Below are 17,602 nucleotides of genomic sequence, written 5' to 3'. Positions count from 1 at the left end.
CCACAGCAGCCAAAGGCCATTCGCCAAAACGAACGTGCCGTGACCAGCACTGTCGCTAGGACAGTGCATACTTGGGGTTAGTAGTGAGGGAGTCGAAAGGGATATCCGTGGACGCAGAGACAAAAAAACCGGCACCGGCCGGCAAACAAGAGAGCCCAGCATCCGCGGCACTCACCCCCATGACCCCGCAAGACGCAGCGAAATTCTCCACCATGTTCAACGCCATTGTGGACAACATTTCCCGAGCAGTCCTCGGTAAAAAACGCGTCATACGGCTCGTCCTCACCACCCTGATCGCTGAAGGGCACATCCTCCTCGAAGACGCCCCAGGAACAGGTAAAACAGTCCTCGCGAAATCCCTCGCAGCCTCCATCGAAGGCAGCCACTCCCGTATCCAGTTCACCCCCGACCTCCTGCCCTCAGACGTCACCGGTGTGAACATCTACGACCAACACTCAGGCACCTTCGAATTCCATAAAGGCCCCGTGTTCGCGTCCATCGTCCTCGCCGACGAAATCAACCGAGCCTCACCCAAAACCCAATCAGCGCTGCTCGAAGTCATGGAAGAATCCAAAGTCACCGTTGACGGCGTGACCTACGGTGCAGGGCGCCCCTTCATGGTGATCGCCACCCAAAACCCCATCGAGCAAACAGGGACCTACAAACTCCCCGAAGCCCAGCTCGACCGGTTCCTCATGAAAACAGCCCTCGGCTACCCAGACCACGACTCCGTGATCACCATCCTCACCGGCTCCGCGCAACGCGACCGCACAGCATCACTACGCCCAGTCATCAGCGGAGAAGACATCACCGTCCTCTCCGACATCGCCGGGCACGTCTACCTCAACCCCGCCATCGCCGACTACGTGGCCCGCCTCGGAGCCGCAACCCGCAACGACGCCGAAACACGCATCGGTGTATCTGTGCGTGGCTGCATCGCACTCGTGCGCGCCTCCAAAGTATGGGCCGCCGCCCAAGGGCGTAACTTCGTCATCCCAGACGACATCAAAGAACTCGCCTCCGAAGTCTTCACACACCGGATCATCCTGGACCCCGAATCAGAGTTCAACGGCGTCACCCCAGCAGATGTCATGACCCGGATCCTGGCATCAGTGGCACCACCAACCGAACAGATGTGACCCCCACGCCTCCATGACGACGCCCCCCACAACCAGCAACGCCGAGGTGCGGCTAAGACGCCTCAGCGTCAGCCCACTCGCGGTCTACCTCGCTGCGCTTGCCCTCACCGCAATCATTGCCGGGCAAATCCTGGCCTGGCGAGAATTTATAGCAGTGGGACTCGTCGGCCTCACTGGGATTCTGCTTTCAGCGGCCTACACGGCCGGAAAATCACACTATGGTGTGCGGCTCGTGCTCGCAGACACCCACGTCAAAGTTGGGCAACGAGCGATCGGACAAGTAGACGTCACCAACATTGGCCGCCGCCGCCTCCTGCCCGCACGCATCGAAATGCCCGTAGGGCGACGCCGCGCAGAATTCTCCCTACCATCCCTCGCACCAGACCAAACACATGACGAAATCTTCGCGATACCTACTAAACGACGTGCCGTCATTACAGTGGGACCAGTCTCATCCGTCCGCTCAGACGCACTCGGGCTCATCCGCCGCGAAATCGTGTGGACCCAACCCTACGACCTCTACGTGCACCCCCCAACAGTTCGTTTAGGCACCCAAATTGCCGGTGTTTTACGCGACCTTGAGGGGCAAACACTCAAAACAATCTCCGACAACGACATGTCCTTCCACGCACTGCGCGAATACGTGCCCGGCGATGACATGCGCAACATCCACTGGAAAAGCTCAGCCCGCAACCAAAACCTCCTCGTCCGCCAGTACGAAGACACTCGGCGCACCACCACAGTGCTTGGCATCGACGAAGATGCAGCATCATGGCGCAGCCCCCACGACTTTGAGCTTGGGGTGTCCGTGGCAGCCTCACTAGGCACCCAAGGAATCAGTAACGGCCTCGAACTCACCGTACTGTCACAGCAACGCCAACTGCGAACCATGAGCCCACGCGCACTCCTTGACGACTCCTGCCGCCTGGCCACCACAGCAGACAACCCGGACTGGATCAGCCACGTCATGTCCCGTGACGAACCAACGGCAACGTTGGCAATCATCGTTACCGGTGCCGTGCACACCCCCATCCAACTGCGAGAACGCCTCACCGTGTTTGATCCCGGCCTGCGAGTGCTCGTTGTGCAATGCGACAGCGGCCACCGTGCCACCGTCACACACCGGGACCAACTGAGCATTTTGCGCCTCGGTAACCTCAACGACCTTCCCCGTGCCCTAGCGTTGGCGGTTGCCCGGTGACCCCCGTCCAACCCACCACACCGAAAAAAACCTCAGGAACCCGCTTCAGCGAATGGGGTGCGATCTCAGCGTTCATTGACGTTGCGCTCATCGTGCTGCTCGTCGCTGTTGCCCTACTACCAGTCCTGTCCGCATACGGAACCTCAGCAGCTATCTACGCAGTCATTACCGGTGTGCTCGCGGGCGCAATCCCCGTACTCATTGGGGCGTACCTGCGTTGGCCGTTGCCTGTGACCCTTGCGATATCGGTGCTGGTGTACGTCGTCATTGGGGGAGCGGTCGCCTTCGGTGACAGTCTCACCGCAGGGCTGTTACCCTCCCGCGAATCAATCGCAGGGACCCTCACAGGGCTTGTCGCCTCATGGAAACAAGCCCTCACGCTCGACCCGCCACTGGGCGGAGATTCCGGGCTTCTTCTGCTGCCATTCCTCATGGGATACCTCGGGTCACTGCTCGCAGCATCACTTGCGGTACGCCGCCGCACCTGGACAATGACTCTCCTGGCAGTGACCGTTCCCCTCGTCATCATGGCAACTGCGATCCTCTGGGGAACTGCCACCGCTACCTACGCGTCATTAGTTGGCACCATTGTGGCTGTGTCAGCAGTGGTGTGGAGTTCCTGGCGCATGGGGTCCTGGCGCCCCCGGAGAATCGCAGCCCTAGCAACAGTTCTCGCGGGGACCATCGCGGCCGGTGTCGTCGCTGCCCCGGCGGTCATCATCGACACACCACGTTTTGTGTTGCGCACTGTTGTTGAACCACCCTTTGACCCACAAGACCAAATCAGCCCTCTGAGTCAGTACCGTTCCTACGTCAAGGACTACGCAGAATCTGACCTTGTCACAGCCCGTGGCCTGCCCGAAGGTGCAGTGATTAGGTTGGCGACCATGGACAGCTACGACGGGGTCGTGTGGTCTGTGTCCGGCGATGGCAACCGCGCAGGTTCAGGGAGTTTCCGGCGTATCGGTGAACAAGTGACCGCAACCGTTGACGGAGAACGCATCACCACCACCCTGGAAATCGGGGCGCTACGGGGAGTGTGGCTCCCCACAGTGGGTTACCTCAGCAGTATTGACTACCGCCGTGGTGTCGCCAACGACGTCCGCTACAACGACGCCACCGGCACCGCCATCGACGTGGCTGGGGTTCGTCAAGGCCTCACCTACCAGCTTCAAGCAGTATTGCCACCTCAACCCACCGACGAAGACCTTGGTGAAGCCCGCGCCGGGCGTATCGCCATCGCCGATGCTGACAACATTCCCAGCGCTGTCGGTGAACAAGCGTCCCTCGTTGCCCGTGAAGCCTCCACGGTTCCCCTGGTTGTGCGGGCATTTGAAGAGTACTTCACCACCCAGGGCTACTTTTCCCACGGAGAACAAGTCTCAGGGTTTCCCTCCCTGTCAGGTCACGGTGCGGCACGCATCGCAGACCTTCTCACTGCTGAGCAGATGGTGGGTGACGCGGAACAATACGCCTCAGCGATGGCGCTGTTTGCCCGCCAACAAGGCTTCGCCTCACGTGTGGTGATGGGGTTTATTCCTGAAGAAGAGGACTACGAAGCCGAAGAAGTCACATTCACCGGTGAAGACATGGCTGCCTGGGTGGAGGTGTACTTTGAGGACTACGGGTGGGTGTCGTATTACCCCACACCTGATGAATCGCGCACCCCAAACATGGCGGATGACCAATCTGAACCAGAACCACAACCAGACTCAGTGCAACCACCACCAGACCCAGCACCGTCGGTGACACCACCATCCCCAGACATCGAAGACCCAGCGGTAGAAACCCAAGAAGACCAAGACCGTTGGTCCATCGACTGGGCAACGGTAGGCAGACTTGTCGCTGTGGTTGGTCTACCCCTGATTCTTTTGCTGGGGCCACCTATTCTCATCATGGCGTTGAAGCTTAAACGGCGACGCAGGCGCGCGCGCACCCAAGGGCGCGCAAAAGTCGCCGGGGCGTGGAATGAAATCCTTGACACTGCGGTGGACCACGGAGTTCCCCCACGTCAGGACCTCACCCGCCGAGAAACCGCGAAGTACATCGAAACTCAAACACAGGTGCGTGGCATGGTTGGTCTTGCTGAACGTGCGGACCGGGCCATCTTCTCGGATGTGGAACCTTTCAACGACAATGTGGAACGGTTCTGGTCCGATGCGCTCCAACAGGTGGCTGCCCTATCTGCAGGCAAGAGCAGGGTGCAACGGGTTCGGGCTCGCCTGTCCCTCGCCTCGTTGTCACGTACCCGAGGTGCTCACACCACCGAGCAAGCCCGCCCCGCCTCACGCATCACTGTGATGGCAGATACCAGCGCTTCGGATGACTGGGTGACACATGACAAAACCCCCACCCCAGCCTCACGGAGGCGGGGCAGGGGCATCGGCATCATGACTAGCGGCCTGTTCCGTCGATTGCGAACTCGTCGATCGCGTCCACCACGTCAGGAGTAAGCGCGGGGGCGTCGAGCGCTTTGAGGGAATCTTCGAGTTGGGCGACACTGGACGCACCAATGAGGACTGAGGTGACTCGGTCGTCACGCAGTAGCCATGACACTGCGAGTTGGGCCAAGCTCTGACCGCGTTGCTCAGCAATAGCAGCGAGCCCTCGTGCGCGGGTCAAATAGTCGTCAGAGACCTTCTCAGCGGTGAGGAAATGCCCAACTGCGGCCCGGGAGTCAGCAGGGATTTTCCCGTCAAGGTAGCGGTTTGTGAGCAGTCCTTGGGCTAGGGGAGAGAACACGATCATTCCCATACCGAGCTCGTCGACTACCTCAAGTAGCGACTTCCCGATGCCCGTCGGCGCTCCGGCGTCCGGCTTTTCGACGTGCCGGTTAAACATGGAGTACGAGGGTTGGTGGAGCAGGAGTGGGGTCCCTAAGTCGCGGGCCACAGCATACGCACGTTTCGTTTGCTCAGGGGAGTAGTTGGAAATACCGGCGTAGAGGGCTTTTCCGCTTGTTACCGCAGTGTGCAGAGCCCCCATCGTCTCTTCAATGGGGACGGTTGGGTCAGGGCGGTGCGAATAGAAAATATCAACGTACTCCAGCCCCATCCTGGTCAAAGATTGATCCAATGAGGACAGAAGATATTTGCGCGACCCGCCATCACCGTAGGGTCCAGGCCACATGTCATAGCCAGCCTTGGAGGAGATCACCATTTCATCGCGGTAGGGGAGGAAATCTTGGGCGAGGTGGCGCCCAAAGTTCTCTTCGGCGCTGCCGTAGGGCGGGCCGTAGTTGTTGGCTAGGTCAAAGTGGGTGATGCCGTTGTCGAAGGCTGCTCGCAGGATGTCGCGCTGCCGGTCAAACGGGGTTGTGTCACCAAAGTTGTGCCACAACCCCAGTGAGATTGCTGGAAGGTCCAACCCGGAACGACCAGTGCGTCGGTAACGCATTGAGTCATAGCGGGCGTCGTCGGCGCTATAGCGGGCCATGAGGTGTTCTCCCAAAATGTTGTCGAACCGTGATGCAATCTGTGATCACCACCACGAAGGGTTGGGTAGGATCGGAGTGCGCCAGACTCAATGGGGAGTCACGGCGCACCTAACTTTTCCCACAGTGGACCCTACCGGACACTGCCCGGCCGCCACACCAGATGTTAGAAGCTGGTCTGGGCGAGCTCATCGAGAGCCACAATGAACTCCTGGTAGGTGCTGGCTCGAGTGGGGAACCACGACGGGTCGTGGAACCCCACTCCAGCGTTGTCTGCTGCCACAGCCCATTGTTCGGTGACACCTAACACCACAGCCCACGGCAACCAACGGTAAAACACCTGTGGGGTTAGTGTTTCTGGTGTGGGGTCACTGAGGTAGGTGCGGAAACCGATGAGTTCCTCAAAGTAGGCGCGCCCCAATGGGGTGCGTTGTTTGCGCCCTGCTTTGACCAGTGCCTCATGTTCGAGGTCTTGACGGAATAGGCCAAGTTGCGCGGTTTCTTGCCCAATTTCTTGGAGTACTTGAAGGAACTGGGGGGCGAGTTGTTCGGCGATTGAGGTGAGTTCAGCGCGGGGGGCATCAGCGAATATGGCGTCGAGCAGCGCTGACTCAGCGGCTGTGGTGGAGTCTTCGAGGTCTGGGTTGTGAGTCAAAATCCATGACCCAGTGTTTTGGGTGATGGTGAGGTGACCGCGGTCAGCTAGGTCTAGCAGCATCGCTGTTACCTCGCGGGCGCGGAGTTCTTTTGCTGCTAGGGCCCCAGCCACTGCGACGGTGAGGTCGTGGGGTGGGGTGTTGCGGGCTGGGATTGTTGGGGTGTCCATCACGGTGGTAATGGGGCTTCCACTGTGTTCCCGCACCCATGCGACGTCCGCTAAGGGTGCGTCTTTGGCGCGTTGGTCTGGGCGGCGTCGGGTGAGGAGGTACACCCCTGCGGTGACGCTTAGCGCAATGACAGCGATCATGGCGACCATAGTCCACGAGTTACCTTCATCGAGGCCTTGATCAATGTTTTCCGTCCAGGTGGGGTCAAATTCTGGCCCTTCAGTGCCTTCGCCTGGGGTGTCGCTGTCTTCGGGTGAGTCCACATCAATGTCATTGACTCCTAGGCGTGTGAACGTCCCTTGGGGCCAGGTGACGCGAGCGGCCAGGGTTGTGCCCTCGCGGGCATCGAGAAGGGAAAGGGTAGGGTTCGCGTTGCCTGAGACATCACAGGTGACTGGGGGAATCTCGGATTCCTCGTCTTCGTCTTCGTCTTCTTCTGTTTCGGGGGCAGCGAAGTCGCAGGTGGCTTTCCGTGGTGCCCGTGGTCCATCGATTGCTGTGGTCACCGTGGTGGTGAACCGGTCAGTGGTCATAATTGGCCAAAAGAACTCTTGGTCGAGGTTCTCTGATGCGCCGCGGGCAAAGGTTAATGTGCCTTCAACGGTGTAGGACAGTTCAGCGGTGAGGCGCTGCGGTAGTTGCCCGGTGGTGGGGGTTAAGACCACATGGAGCGTGTTGCCGTCATCAAGCACGGAGTGCGTGAACTCTGTGTCTTCGCTGGTCGCGGTGATGTTTGCATATTCGAGGCGGCGCCATTCTTCAGGGGCATACTGTGTGAAACGGTCGAGTTGGCGCCCCAGTGTGCTCGGTGGGGTTGAGGCGAACTCCCAGGTGTGTTCTTCGTGGACGGTGACTTGCCCCTGTGCGGTGAGTTCAACGGAGATGTCGATCTCGTGGGTGGTGACCTCAGGTGGCTCTACCTCGGCGAAACTTGCTGGTGCAAACACCATCATGCTCACCATCACTGTGCCAAGTGTGGCCAGTACCCGCCGTGAGGCGGTGGTGAAGCGGTGCGAACTCAAAACGGTGTTACGGGGCATCAGTGCTAATCCAAGGTGAGGGGTTGGTGTACACGTCGCGAACAGCTTCGTGGGCTGCACCGACCATTGCGGCCCCGGACCCAAGGGTGCCGGGGAGGATGTCGAACGTCGCCCATGGTGCAGAGAGAACTTGGCTGCGTAGCGCTTGGGTGATCGTTTCGACAATATACGGGTAGAGGTCAGCGTAGATCCCACCGAGAACGACCATGTGTATGTCGAGGAGGTTCGCGTAATCGCTGAGGGCGCGTCCTAATGCTACGGCTGCGCTGTGGACAGCGGCTGTGGCTGCTGCGTCGCTCGTGTGAAGAGCGGTGGTGAGGCCTGTAATGCCGTCAGCTGTTTCGAGGCCTGCGGCGGTGAGGATGGCGTCGAGGCCGGCGTATTGTTCGAGGCACCCTTGTGATCCACATGAGCACGGTGGGCCCTCAGGGTCGATGGTGACGTGCCCTAGTTCACCTGACCAGCCGCGCCGACCGAGGAACAGTGTGTGGTCCAGAATGATGGCTGAACCAATTCCTACTTCCCCGGACACGTAAATGAAGGTGTTGAGACCCGCTGCGTGTTTGGCTGCGAGTGCGCCGTAGTTCGCTTCATTTCCGATGCGCACGGTGATGTGTTGGCCGGTTGCGTTGGTGATGGCCGTGGTGATGGCGGAGGTGTCGACCGGGTCGAGGTCAGCCCACCGGAGGTTGGGGGCTATGCGCAGTGTGGCGTTGTTGGGGTCGACGAGTCCGGGCAGGGCTAGGTGTGCTCCAGCGATGATGGGGGTGGAGTGGGTGGGGCGGTCATTGGAGGTGTGGACTGCGTTGATGAGTTCAGTGGTGACGTGTGCGAGTTGGTTGAGGACGTCGGTTGGGTTTGAGCCGTGAAAATCACCCGGGATGATCACACGGTGGTAGGGCGTGCCGGTGAGGTCGTGGATGACTCCGCCCAAGTAGGACACGTTCACTTCGAGCCCGATGCCAAAGTAGGTTCCTCGAGCGGGGACGAGGGGGACTGCTGGGCGCCCGGCACGTCGGGAGAAGACGGGGTCGAGTTCGGCGACGATTTGGGTGTCGACGAGCAGGTCAACCAGTGAGGAGACGGTTGCTCGGGTGAGTCCGGTGCGTCCAGCGATGGCGGCGCGAGAGAGCGGCTCGTCAGCGGAGTAGATCTCTTGGGCGACGAGTGCGAGGTTGCGCTCGCGCAGGGTGTGTTGCCCTGCGGCGCTATGAACAACTGCCATGGTGTTGACCTTACCGAAAAGGAGGGTTAAGTTTAATCACACAACAAATATCATCACCTTCGATAGGAGAGCGTGCAATGGCGCAGCAAAACATCAACTTCTCATTCGGCCTATGGACCACCGGATGGCAAGGACGTGACCAATTCGGTGACGCCACCCGCGAACACCGCAACCCAGCCGATGACGTCCGCCACCTCGCAGAACTCGGTGCCTGGGGCTTCACGTTCCACGACGACGACGTTGTACCTTTCGGTTCCGACGACGCCACCCGTGACCGCCTCCTCGGTGAAGTCAAAACCGCAGCCGAAGAAACCGGACTGACCATCGAAATGGTCACCACCAACCTCTTCTCCCACCCCGTTTTCAAAGACGGTGGCCTCACCTCCAACGACCGCTCAGTGCGCCGCTTCGCACTACGCAAGGTGCTCCGCAACATCGACCTCACCGCAGAACTCGGCGCAAAAACCTTCGTCATGTGGGGTGGACGTGAAGGCTCCGAATACGACGGCGCCAAAGACCTCCACGCAGCCCTCGAGCGCTACAAAGAAGGCCTGGATCTCGTTGCCGGGTACATCAAAGACAAGGGCTACGACATCAAGATCGCCCTGGAACCCAAGCCAAACGAACCACGCGGAGACATCTTCCTACCCACCGTTGGCCACGCACTAGGGTTCATTGCTGAACTCGAACACGGCGACATCGTGGGACTCAACCCAGAAACCGGCCACGAACAAATGGCAGGCTTGAACTACACCCACGGTCTCGCCCAAGCGCTGTGGGCAGACAAACTCTTCCACATCGACCTCAACGGGCAACGCTCCATCAAGTTCGACCAAGACCTCGTGTTCGGCCACGGTGACCTGCTCTCCGCGTTCTTCACCGTTGACCTGGTAGAAAACGGTTTCCCCGCCTCACCAAACGCGCCACGCTACACCGGCCCACGTCACTTCGACTACAAGCCATCACGCACCGAAACTGTTGCTGGTGTGTGGGACTCGGCAAAAGCCAACATGGACACCTACACCATGCTGGCCACAAAAGCCGCTGCCTACCGCAACGACCCAGAAGTCCAAGAAGCCTTCAAAACTGCTGGTCTATTCGAACTAGCCACCCCCACCCTGGGTGCTGACGAAACAGTGGCTGACCTCCTCGCAGACACCACCACATTCGAAGACTACGACGCCGACACAGCCGCCGAACGCGACTTCGGTTTCGTACGCCTCAACCAGCTTGCCCTCAAGCACCTGATCGGCTGACCCATGACACGACGACTTGTAGCCGGGGTGGACTCCTCCACCCAGTCGTGCAAGATCGTCATCCGTGACGCGGAAACCGGGGCGCTCGTGCGCTCCGGTTCCGCGAAGCACCCCAACGGAACTGAAGTCCACCCCACACACTGGTGGACCGCATATCAGGAAGCGGCAGCAGCCGCTGGTGGCCTCGATGATGTCGAGGCCATTGCCGTTGGCGGACAGCAACACGGGATGGTCGCACTCGACGAAAACGGTGACGTCATCCGTGACGCACTGCTATGGAACGACACCCGCTCCGCCGCAGCCGCACGTGACCTCATCACCGATCTCGGTGCCCTACGCGGAACCGACGGCGCACACGCCTACGCACACGAGATCGGGCTCGTCCCCGTCGCATCGTTCACCGCCACCAAAGTGCGCTGGATGCGTGACACCGAACCCCACAACATGACACGGGTAGCAGCAATAGCTCTGCCCCACGACTGGCTGATGTGGCAAATCATCGGCGCAGGTGGGGAACCCGGCGCTGCCCGCGACCTTACCGCACTGGCCACCGACCGGTCAGACGCATCGGGCACAGCGTACTTCAACCCCACCACGGGGCAATACGACCGTGAACTCTTCGAACTAGCCGCCGGGCCAGGCACCTTCGACCGCATAACGTTGCCACGCGTTTTAACCCCCAACGAGGCTGCCGGGCGCACCCCGTGGGGTGCGATCGTGGGCCCAGGGGCAGGCGACAACGCAGGAGCAGCACTTGGGCTAGGGGCAGCGGCAGGGGACATCGTTCTATCTGTTGGTACCTCCGGGGTAGTCACCGCCGTATCAGCGCAACAAGTGTGCGATGTCACCGGAAACGTGGCCGGATTCGCCTCCGCCACCGGCGACTACCTGCCGCTCGTGTGCACCATCAACGCCTCACGAATCCTCGACGTGGCCTGCCGCATGCTGTCCGTGGACTACGACGAACTCGCACGCCTGGCACTCAGCGCACAACCAGGCGCTGGCGGCCTCGTACTCGTGCCCTACTTCGAAGGGGAACGCACACCAAACCGCCCCGACGCCACCGGCACCCTGCACGGCATGACGCTGGAAAACACCACACCAGCAAACATCGCCCGCGCCGCCGTCGAAGCGCTCCTATGCTCACTGGCCGACGGTGTGGATGCCTTACGAAGCCTAGGAGTGGACGTGCAACGGTTGCTCCTCATTGGAGGTGGAGCGCAATCAGTAGCCACCCGGACAATAGCGCCACAAGTATTCGGCATGCCGGTCACCGTGCCTGCCGCCGGAGAATACGTCGCTGACGGCGCAGCCCGCCAAGCGGCGTGGGCTCTCCTCGGAGGCGACACGCCACCACACTGGCCGCTCGCCGGAGTGCAAGTGTTCGAGGGTGAACCACAACCTATCATCCGTGAGCAATACGCGGCGGTGCGCGACCTGGCGTAACCCTTCGTTGTTGATGCCCGGGCCGTCGCAGCCCGGGCATCGTACTCTCTGCCCGCGTCCCCTCTCTGCACTTCACTTCTCTCGTCCCATCGTCCCTCTCCTTCTCCTTCTCCTTCTCCTTCTCCGGAACGAAAGTGGGCGCAATCCCACTTTCCCTTTCGAAAGTGGGCAGGATCCCACTTTCGTTGGTAGGGGCGGAGGTTGGCGGGTGCTAAAGGGGCGGAGGTTGGCGGGTGCTAAAGGGGCGGAGAGGGGCAGGTGCTAAAGGGGAGGAAGCGCGCGGGAACCGGGCCACCCTCAACGTTCGTTACACAACGGCAACCAGATGCGCATCACAAGACCCACATCACGATTTAACAATGCCTTAACCTTGAAAGGAGCTTCGCCCCGGGAGTCGCCCCCGCAACGAGCGACGCCCGCCCGCAGGAATGAGGAAGGCCCGTGTCCACCCCCACCGCAAAAGTCATCTCCGTTGGAATCGTCGACGACTCCGCCAGAGACCGCGAACGCATTGTTGAGCTCCTCGAGCACTACCAAACACAACACTTAGTGCATTTACACATCCGCCAATTTGAAGACGGCGCAGCGCTCCTCGAAAACTACCGCCCCGACTACGACGTCCTCTTCCTCGACATCCAAATGGGCGGGATCGACGGCATGAAAACCGCTGCCGCGATCCGACGCGTCGACTCCTCAGTCATCGTCATCTTCGTGACAAAAACCGCCCAATACGCCACCAGCGGCTACGCCGTCGACGCCCAAGGCTACCTCCTCAAACCCGTATCATCCTTCGCATTCGACGCAGAACTCACCCGCAGCCTCCGCCACCTCAACCGCATGAAACGCGACTCCATCCTCGTCGGATCATCCGTGGCACCACGCAAAGTCGACGTCGCCGACATCCTCTACATCGAAAGCCGCAAACACAAACTCACCGTCCACACCATCGACGAACACATCTCCTTCAACGGAACCCTCAAAGACTTCGAAACACTCCTGGCACCCCACAACTTCTACCGCTCCAACTCCGGATACCTCGTCAGCCTCCGCCACGTCGAAGCCATTGACCGCGAAGACTGCATCATGTCCAACGGCGACGCCCTCAAAGTCAGCCGCGCCCGCAAAAAAGGCCTCCTCGAAGCCCTCACCGACTACATCGGCGGGAAAGTCGTGTGATCCTCCAAGCCCTCCCAGACATCCCCCGCTGGTACACAGGGCTCGCAGAATGGTCCGCCGCACTCGTCTACATTCTGCTGCTACGCCCCCGGTTCACCGGATGGAAACGACCAACACTCATCGCCGCAGCACTACCCGCACTCATCGGCATCCAAGTGTTCATGGGGTCCCTACCCCTATCCTTCTGGACCATCGGCATGGCAACCGCCGTACTATCCATCTTCGGATTCATCTACCTCAGCAGCGAAACAACCGCCAAAGACGCCGGATACCTCACCGCCCGAGCCTTCGTCCTCGCCGAACTCGTCGCATCACTGCAATGGCAACTCTGGGTCCACTGGCTCCCCGAACACCCCACCCCAGCACTAGGAACCATGGCATTCACCGCCAGCATCGGATTCCTCGCAGTGGCCTACAGCGCCGGATTCACCTCCGCCTACTTCGCCGAAAAACGCAACATCCCCCGCGGCCAAACCCTCGCCATCGAAGGCCACTCACTCGTCACCGCCCTGGCCATCGCGCTGGGCACATTCCTCGTCTCCAACCTCAGCTTCATTACCACCGCCACCCCCTTCTCCGGGCGCACCGCCATCGACATCTTCTACATCCGTACCCTGGTAGACCTCGCCGGATACGTCGCCCTCTACACCCAACAAAGCCACCTCAACCAAGTCAACAACGCCGTAGCGCTCGCAGAAACCCAAGCGATTATGCGAGCTCAACGCGACCAGTATCTTCAGTCAAAACGCAATATTGGAGAACTCAACAGGATCCACCACGATCTCAAGCACTACGTTGCTGCGATCCGTGATGAAGATTCCGCCGCGTTACGGTCCACCTATCTGTCACATATTGAAGACAGCATCACCGGGTACGAATCCCAAATCGAAACAGGGAACTCAGTTCTGGACATCATTCTCAACTCCAAAATGGAGCGTTGCCTGCGTGAAGATATCGCCATGACCATCGTGGTGGACGGAACATCAGTTGAGTTCATGGACGTTCTGCCACTCAGCTCCCTGTTTGGCAACGCTCTGGATAATGCCATTGACGCGTGCCGAAAAGTTGAGGACAAAGAAAAACGCCTCATCAAAGTGTCCGTGTACACGAAAATGGATTTTGTTCTCATCCGCTTTGAAAACTACACCGATGCCAACGTCGCCTTTGTCGAAGGGCTGCCCCAAACCACAAAACGCAATAAAACCCGCCACGGATACGGGGTATTGAACATGCGCAACGTGGTGGAAAACTACAACGGTTCCATGACTATCGACGTGGAAGAGAACTGGTTCACTGTGCGCATTCTCCTGCCCCGCCAGTGACAAGTGACAGCCGATGCTTGGGCTAGGTAACAGCAACACCCCGGCGTTTTCCGCATAAAAAATGGGCTGGGGTCTCTCGAATATCGAGAGACCCCAGCCCACGTGCTACTGCGTCGTGAAGGGTTTAGATGACCAGCTTACTCAGCGGCCTCAGCGACGTTTCCGTCCTGGTCCATGGTCCACACCTTGCCTGTTGCTGCAGAGGTCGCGGTGACAACAAACTTGCCGTCCTCAACCTGCACAGTGGACATGTACTTCTCCACAGCCTCTGATGGGTAGTAAGGCATAACCCACATGCCGTACTTCTGAGTGGGGCTCTGCACGTCAGATGCCAACATGATCTGTGGTGCGGTGCCGATTTCAGCCAACTGGTCGTTGATGATTTTCACACCCTCTTCAAGGTCAGCGATGAACTCAGCGCTTTCCTCAGCGTTGTCACCAGCTGCGTCGCCGCTGCCCTCGCCCTGAGTGGACTGGGTAGAAGAGGTGGTGGCGTCCTGCTCGGCATCGGAGTCACCACAAGCCGTCAGCCCGAGGGCCCCTGCAGTGGCGATCGCTGCGGCAATCGAGAACCTGGTCAGTCGGTTGTTCATGTTTTTCTCCTTTGTCGTGCGCCGCCGATGCATCAGCGGCTTGGTCTGCCCCACCCGTTCAACAGGTGTGTGGGTACAGGATGTGGAAATCAGGGTGGTGCGGTCGGCTAGGCCGACCGCACCGGGGGTGGTACTTACTGGATGGGTTCGCCACCACAGGTGAGGCCGAAACCGAACTCGTAGGAGTTCCCTGCGGAGTCTACGTAGGGGTCGATCTCACCGGCAACGTCTTCGAGGCTAGCCTCAACGGTGTCCATGTTCTTTGGCATGACGATGGGGAGGCGGCCACCTGGTTCAGACAACCCAAGCGCAACATCGAGCATTGCTGCGTCTGACACACCGAATCCAACCAGGATGCCGTCGGAGTCTGCTTCAAACTCAGCGGGAATCACCATTCCTGAGCTCAGGGACAACATGGTGATCACAGGGATGTCCTTACCGGAATCCTCGATTGCTTTGGTGGCACGTTCGAAAGCGTCAAGGTCAGCTTCGTTAGAGATCCGTGATGTTTCACCGAAGTAGGAACGGTTTTGCTTGCTGCCATCTTCGAGGATGTCACCACCGATGGAAGTCTTACGGACGTTGTCGCCGTCAGCGGTGTAAGGGCGGTACTGGAGAGACAGCGGGTAGAACTCTTTGGTTTCCTCGTCCATACCAGCGTTGGTGAAGTTTCCACCGTTGTCAGGGTTACGCATTCCGACAAGCACCATGTCAACATCTGACAGGTCAGGCGCTGTGTACTTGGTGACTTTCTCGTCGTCGTCGAGTTTGACCTCATCGGTGATGACGGTACCGAAGTACTGCTCAGCAACCTCAATGTCGATGCTTGGGCCGTGGGTGTATTCCCCGGGGCCAAAGAGGCTGTTGTGACCGGTGTCGTAGCTCTGCGGAATGTACACAGTCATGTTTTTGTAGTTCGCCGCGTCAGCGTTGCAGGTCATTGCTTCGCCGGAGTTCTTCACCGAGATCACAGACTTGTGCTGAGCGTCGAGGCCAGCTTCAACGAACTCGTCGTTTCCAACTGTTGCCAAGGACGCGTCAAGGTCCTGGTAAGGGTTCTCGTACAAGCCAACACGGAAGATGTTCGTCAGAACGCGGCGCCCGGTGTCAGCCCAGCGAGCATCTGCGTCAACGTCAACGTCCCCAGCTTCAAATGCTTCGCCCCACATGTCATAGGCGGCACGCAACGGTTCGATGTCGTTGTTCCCACCGAACTGGTCAACACCAGCCTTGAGGATTTCAAAGTGACGTTCCTCAACGGTGAGCTTTTCTGCACCCCACGACGTGGCGATGAAAGCGTCAGGGTCAGTTTCACCACCTGAGGTAACCCCCCAGTCGGTGACAATGACACCGTCGTAGTTGTTGTCAACGCGCAGAATGTCAACGCGTTCCTTGTCGTAAGCGGAACCCATGGCGTTGCCGTATGCAGGGTTGCCCTCAGCATCAAGAATGATCGAGTAGGAGGTCATCAGCCCACCGGAAGACAAAGCCTCGGTGAATGGCTTGAGCTGACCGGCCGAGTTACCACCTGGCAGCACAGCGTACTTACCTGATTCGGTGTGAGCCTCACGGCCACCTTCACCAGTGCCATCACCAGGGAAGTGCTTGATCACTGTGGAGACCGAGTCTTCACCCCAACCAAGGCTGTTACCTTCGTCGTCGTACGTGTTCTGGAACCCGTCAACGTACGCCTTAGCCATCTCACCAGCCATGTCAGCGTCTTCACCAAGTGTTCCGGTGATACGGCCCCAACGTGGTTCAGTGGCGAGGTCAATTTGCGGGCTGAGCCCATTTGCGAGACCCATTGCACGGTACTCAGCGGAAACAACTTCACCGAACTGGCGCACAACCTCGGCATCAAATGTTGCAGCAAGCCCGAGCAGTGCTGGCCACTGTGACACGCCACCTTCTGCACCGGCGTAGCTGTCTTTAGCGTCATTGCGTGGGTCGGTAGAGAAATTCACCGGAATGTACGGTGTGGATTCTGAGGCAAGCGTTTCTACGTGGGCTTGCATTTCATTGGTCCACAGAACAACGGGTTCAATCTCGTTACCACCGGCGTACAGGACGTTACGCAGGTAAGAATCTGCGAGATATTCCTTCTGGGCGTCAGTGAGACCGTCGCCAGGTGCGCGCTCGTGGCTGGAGAACAGCATGAGACCGGATACTTGGTCAATAGAGACCTGTGGGGCAAGGTCAGCGGCACGGTCCTCAGGGGACAGGCGCCAGTCTTCCCACGGGTCGAGGCTGCCGTTGCCGTTCATGTCTTTAAATGCGTAAGTCACACCGTCGGTTTCTTCTTCCAAAACAGTGAAACCGGCGTCCTTACTGAAGGACAGTGTCTCCCCGTCCCGCGGGTTGTCAACGACGGTGAACGTTGTTGTTCCGTCGGTGACCTCACGAGTGGTGTAAGTGGTAGGACCCTGATCTTCAGCGTCCTGCGCAGGTGTTGTAGATGAGCAGCTAGCCAGCAGGATCGAAAGTGATCCAGCTAGAGCAAGCCCACGGGTGACGGGTGAGTTCCTCATTAAATTCCCCATATCAGCTTGTGGTCTGCCACGAGACGGCAATCGTCTGTGGTTGCTTGGTCGTGTCACGCGATGGGCTGGGTGTTACTCACTGTGGTGTGTGAACGTCGTTGTCGTTGATGGATCTCAGCGCCTTACTGCCATGTACGGCTCTCAGCCATCGCGTACTGGCCACGCTAGATACTGTTGCGCAGCGGTTAGACAACATGTGCATGTTCTGGCGTTTTCTTTGCATGATCCGTTGACAACACGGGGAGTTCACGCTTTCGTTAGGCCATTGTGCTGCCGATCTTTTCCTTGAGTCGTTACTGCTGCGTGCGGTGTTCTTCACCGCACGGTAGCGCGGCTGTGATGCAACTCGTGCACGCAAAACGACTGAACGTTGATCGGCGCTCCAACGGTAGGGGCATCGACCC

12 protein-coding genes are annotated in these 17,602 nt (G+C 59.1%); 7 read left to right on the top strand and 5 right to left on the bottom strand.

Features of this window, described 5'->3' with window-relative positions; genetic code table 11:
- Positions 1 to 179 precede the first annotated feature (179 nt).
- From G538_RS0108965 to G538_RS15935, 3 genes are read left to right on the top strand one after another with little or no spacing between them, the layout of a single operon-like run.
- Entirely contained in the window at positions 180 to 1,139 is a 960-nt protein-coding gene (locus G538_RS0108965) for an AAA family ATPase (protein ID WP_029069065.1), read from the top strand.
- 13 nt (positions 1,140 to 1,152) lie between these two features.
- Positions 1,153 to 2,340, top strand: a complete 1,188-nt coding sequence (locus tag G538_RS0108960; RefSeq protein WP_051196817.1) for a DUF58 domain-containing protein — start codon at positions 1,153 to 1,155, stop codon at positions 2,338 to 2,340.
- On the top strand, positions 2,337 to 4,793 hold the full coding sequence (locus G538_RS15935) for a transglutaminase TgpA family protein (protein WP_051196814.1): 2,457 nt from the start codon (positions 2,337 to 2,339) through the stop codon (positions 4,791 to 4,793). Before G538_RS0108960 ends, G538_RS15935 begins: the two co-directional genes overlap by 4 nt.
- On the opposite strand, the gene G538_RS0108950 is transcribed toward G538_RS15935, so the two are convergent.
- The 3 genes from G538_RS0108950 to G538_RS0108940 form a co-directional block, all read right to left on the bottom strand.
- On the bottom strand, positions 4,735 to 5,775 hold the full coding sequence (locus G538_RS0108950) for an aldo/keto reductase (RefSeq protein ID WP_029069063.1): 1,041 nt from the start codon (positions 5,773 to 5,775) through the stop codon (positions 4,735 to 4,737). The genes G538_RS15935 and G538_RS0108950 overlap by 59 nt on opposite strands.
- A 164-nt stretch (positions 5,776 to 5,939) precedes the next feature.
- Positions 5,940 to 7,640, bottom strand: a complete 1,701-nt coding sequence (locus G538_RS0108945; protein ID WP_029069062.1) for a DUF2207 family protein — start codon at positions 7,638 to 7,640, stop codon at positions 5,940 to 5,942.
- Entirely contained in the window at positions 7,630 to 8,865 is a 1,236-nt protein-coding gene (locus G538_RS0108940) for an ROK family protein (RefSeq protein ID WP_029069061.1), read from the bottom strand. The genes G538_RS0108945 and G538_RS0108940 overlap by 11 nt, the downstream gene beginning before the upstream one ends.
- Positions 8,866 to 8,942: 77 nt before the next feature.
- Here G538_RS0108940 and xylA point away from each other — a divergent pair, with 77 nt between their 5' ends.
- From xylA to G538_RS0108920, 4 genes are all read left to right on the top strand, one after another.
- Positions 8,943 to 10,121: a xylose isomerase gene (gene xylA / locus G538_RS0108935; protein ID WP_029069060.1), complete on the top strand. Its 1,179-nt coding sequence runs from the start codon at positions 8,943 to 8,945 to the stop codon at positions 10,119 to 10,121.
- 3 nt (positions 10,122 to 10,124) lie between these two features.
- A complete protein-coding gene (locus G538_RS0108930) occupies positions 10,125 to 11,567 on the top strand; it encodes a xylulokinase (RefSeq protein ID WP_029069059.1) in 1,443 nt (480 codons plus the stop codon).
- Between the two features lie 441 nt (positions 11,568 to 12,008).
- On the top strand, positions 12,009 to 12,743 hold the full coding sequence (locus tag G538_RS0108925; RefSeq protein WP_029069058.1) for a LytR/AlgR family response regulator transcription factor: 735 nt from the start codon (positions 12,009 to 12,011) through the stop codon (positions 12,741 to 12,743).
- The gene (locus G538_RS0108920) at positions 12,740 to 14,065 is read left to right on the top strand and encodes an ATP-binding protein (RefSeq protein WP_035833902.1); all 1,326 of its coding nucleotides are present in this window, start codon (positions 12,740 to 12,742) and stop codon (positions 14,063 to 14,065) included. The genes G538_RS0108925 and G538_RS0108920 overlap by 4 nt, the downstream gene beginning before the upstream one ends.
- 137 nt (positions 14,066 to 14,202) lie before the next feature.
- Here the strand turns inward: G538_RS0108920 and G538_RS0108915 are convergent, their stop codons facing one another.
- Together G538_RS0108915 and G538_RS0108910 are read right to left on the bottom strand one after the other, a co-directional pair.
- The gene (locus tag G538_RS0108915; protein WP_029069056.1) at positions 14,203 to 14,658 is read right to left on the bottom strand and encodes a hypothetical protein; all 456 of its coding nucleotides are present in this window, start codon (positions 14,656 to 14,658) and stop codon (positions 14,203 to 14,205) included.
- Positions 14,659 to 14,792: 134 nt separating this feature from the next.
- Entirely contained in the window at positions 14,793 to 17,186 is a 2,394-nt protein-coding gene (locus G538_RS0108910; protein WP_029069055.1) for a glycoside hydrolase family 3 N-terminal domain-containing protein, read from the bottom strand.
- Positions 17,187 to 17,602: the final 416 nt, after the last annotated feature.

The organism is Jonesia quinghaiensis DSM 15701 (assembly GCF_000423205.1).
Taxonomy (GTDB): Bacteria; Actinomycetota; Actinomycetes; order Actinomycetales; family Cellulomonadaceae; genus Jonesia; species Jonesia quinghaiensis.
This window is presented reverse-complemented; position numbering and strand designations above follow the sequence as displayed.

Bases quoted from the DNA above. Each gene is read 5' to 3' on its own strand.
- G538_RS0108965 (WP_029069065.1), top strand. From the start codon at position 180: ATGACCCCGCAAGACGCAGCGAAATTCTCCACCATGTTCAACGCCATT.
- G538_RS0108960 (WP_051196817.1), top strand. From the start codon at position 1,153: ATGACGACGCCCCCCACAACCAGCAACGCCGAGGTGCGGCTAAGACGC.
- G538_RS0108950 (WP_029069063.1), bottom strand. From the start codon at position 5,775: ATGGCCCGCTATAGCGCCGACGACGCCCGCTATGACTCAATGCGTTAC.
- G538_RS0108945 (WP_029069062.1), bottom strand. From the start codon at position 7,640: ATGCCCCGTAACACCGTTTTGAGTTCGCACCGCTTCACCACCGCCTCA.
- G538_RS0108940 (WP_029069061.1), bottom strand. From the start codon at position 8,865: ATGGCAGTTGTTCATAGCGCCGCAGGGCAACACACCCTGCGCGAGCGC.
- xylA (WP_029069060.1), top strand. From the start codon at position 8,943: ATGGCGCAGCAAAACATCAACTTCTCATTCGGCCTATGGACCACCGGA.
- G538_RS0108930 (WP_029069059.1), top strand. From the start codon at position 10,125: ATGACACGACGACTTGTAGCCGGGGTGGACTCCTCCACCCAGTCGTGC.
- G538_RS0108915 (WP_029069056.1), bottom strand. From the start codon at position 14,658: ATGAACAACCGACTGACCAGGTTCTCGATTGCCGCAGCGATCGCCACT.
- G538_RS0108910 (WP_029069055.1), bottom strand. From the start codon at position 17,186: ATGAGGAACTCACCCGTCACCCGTGGGCTTGCTCTAGCTGGATCACTT.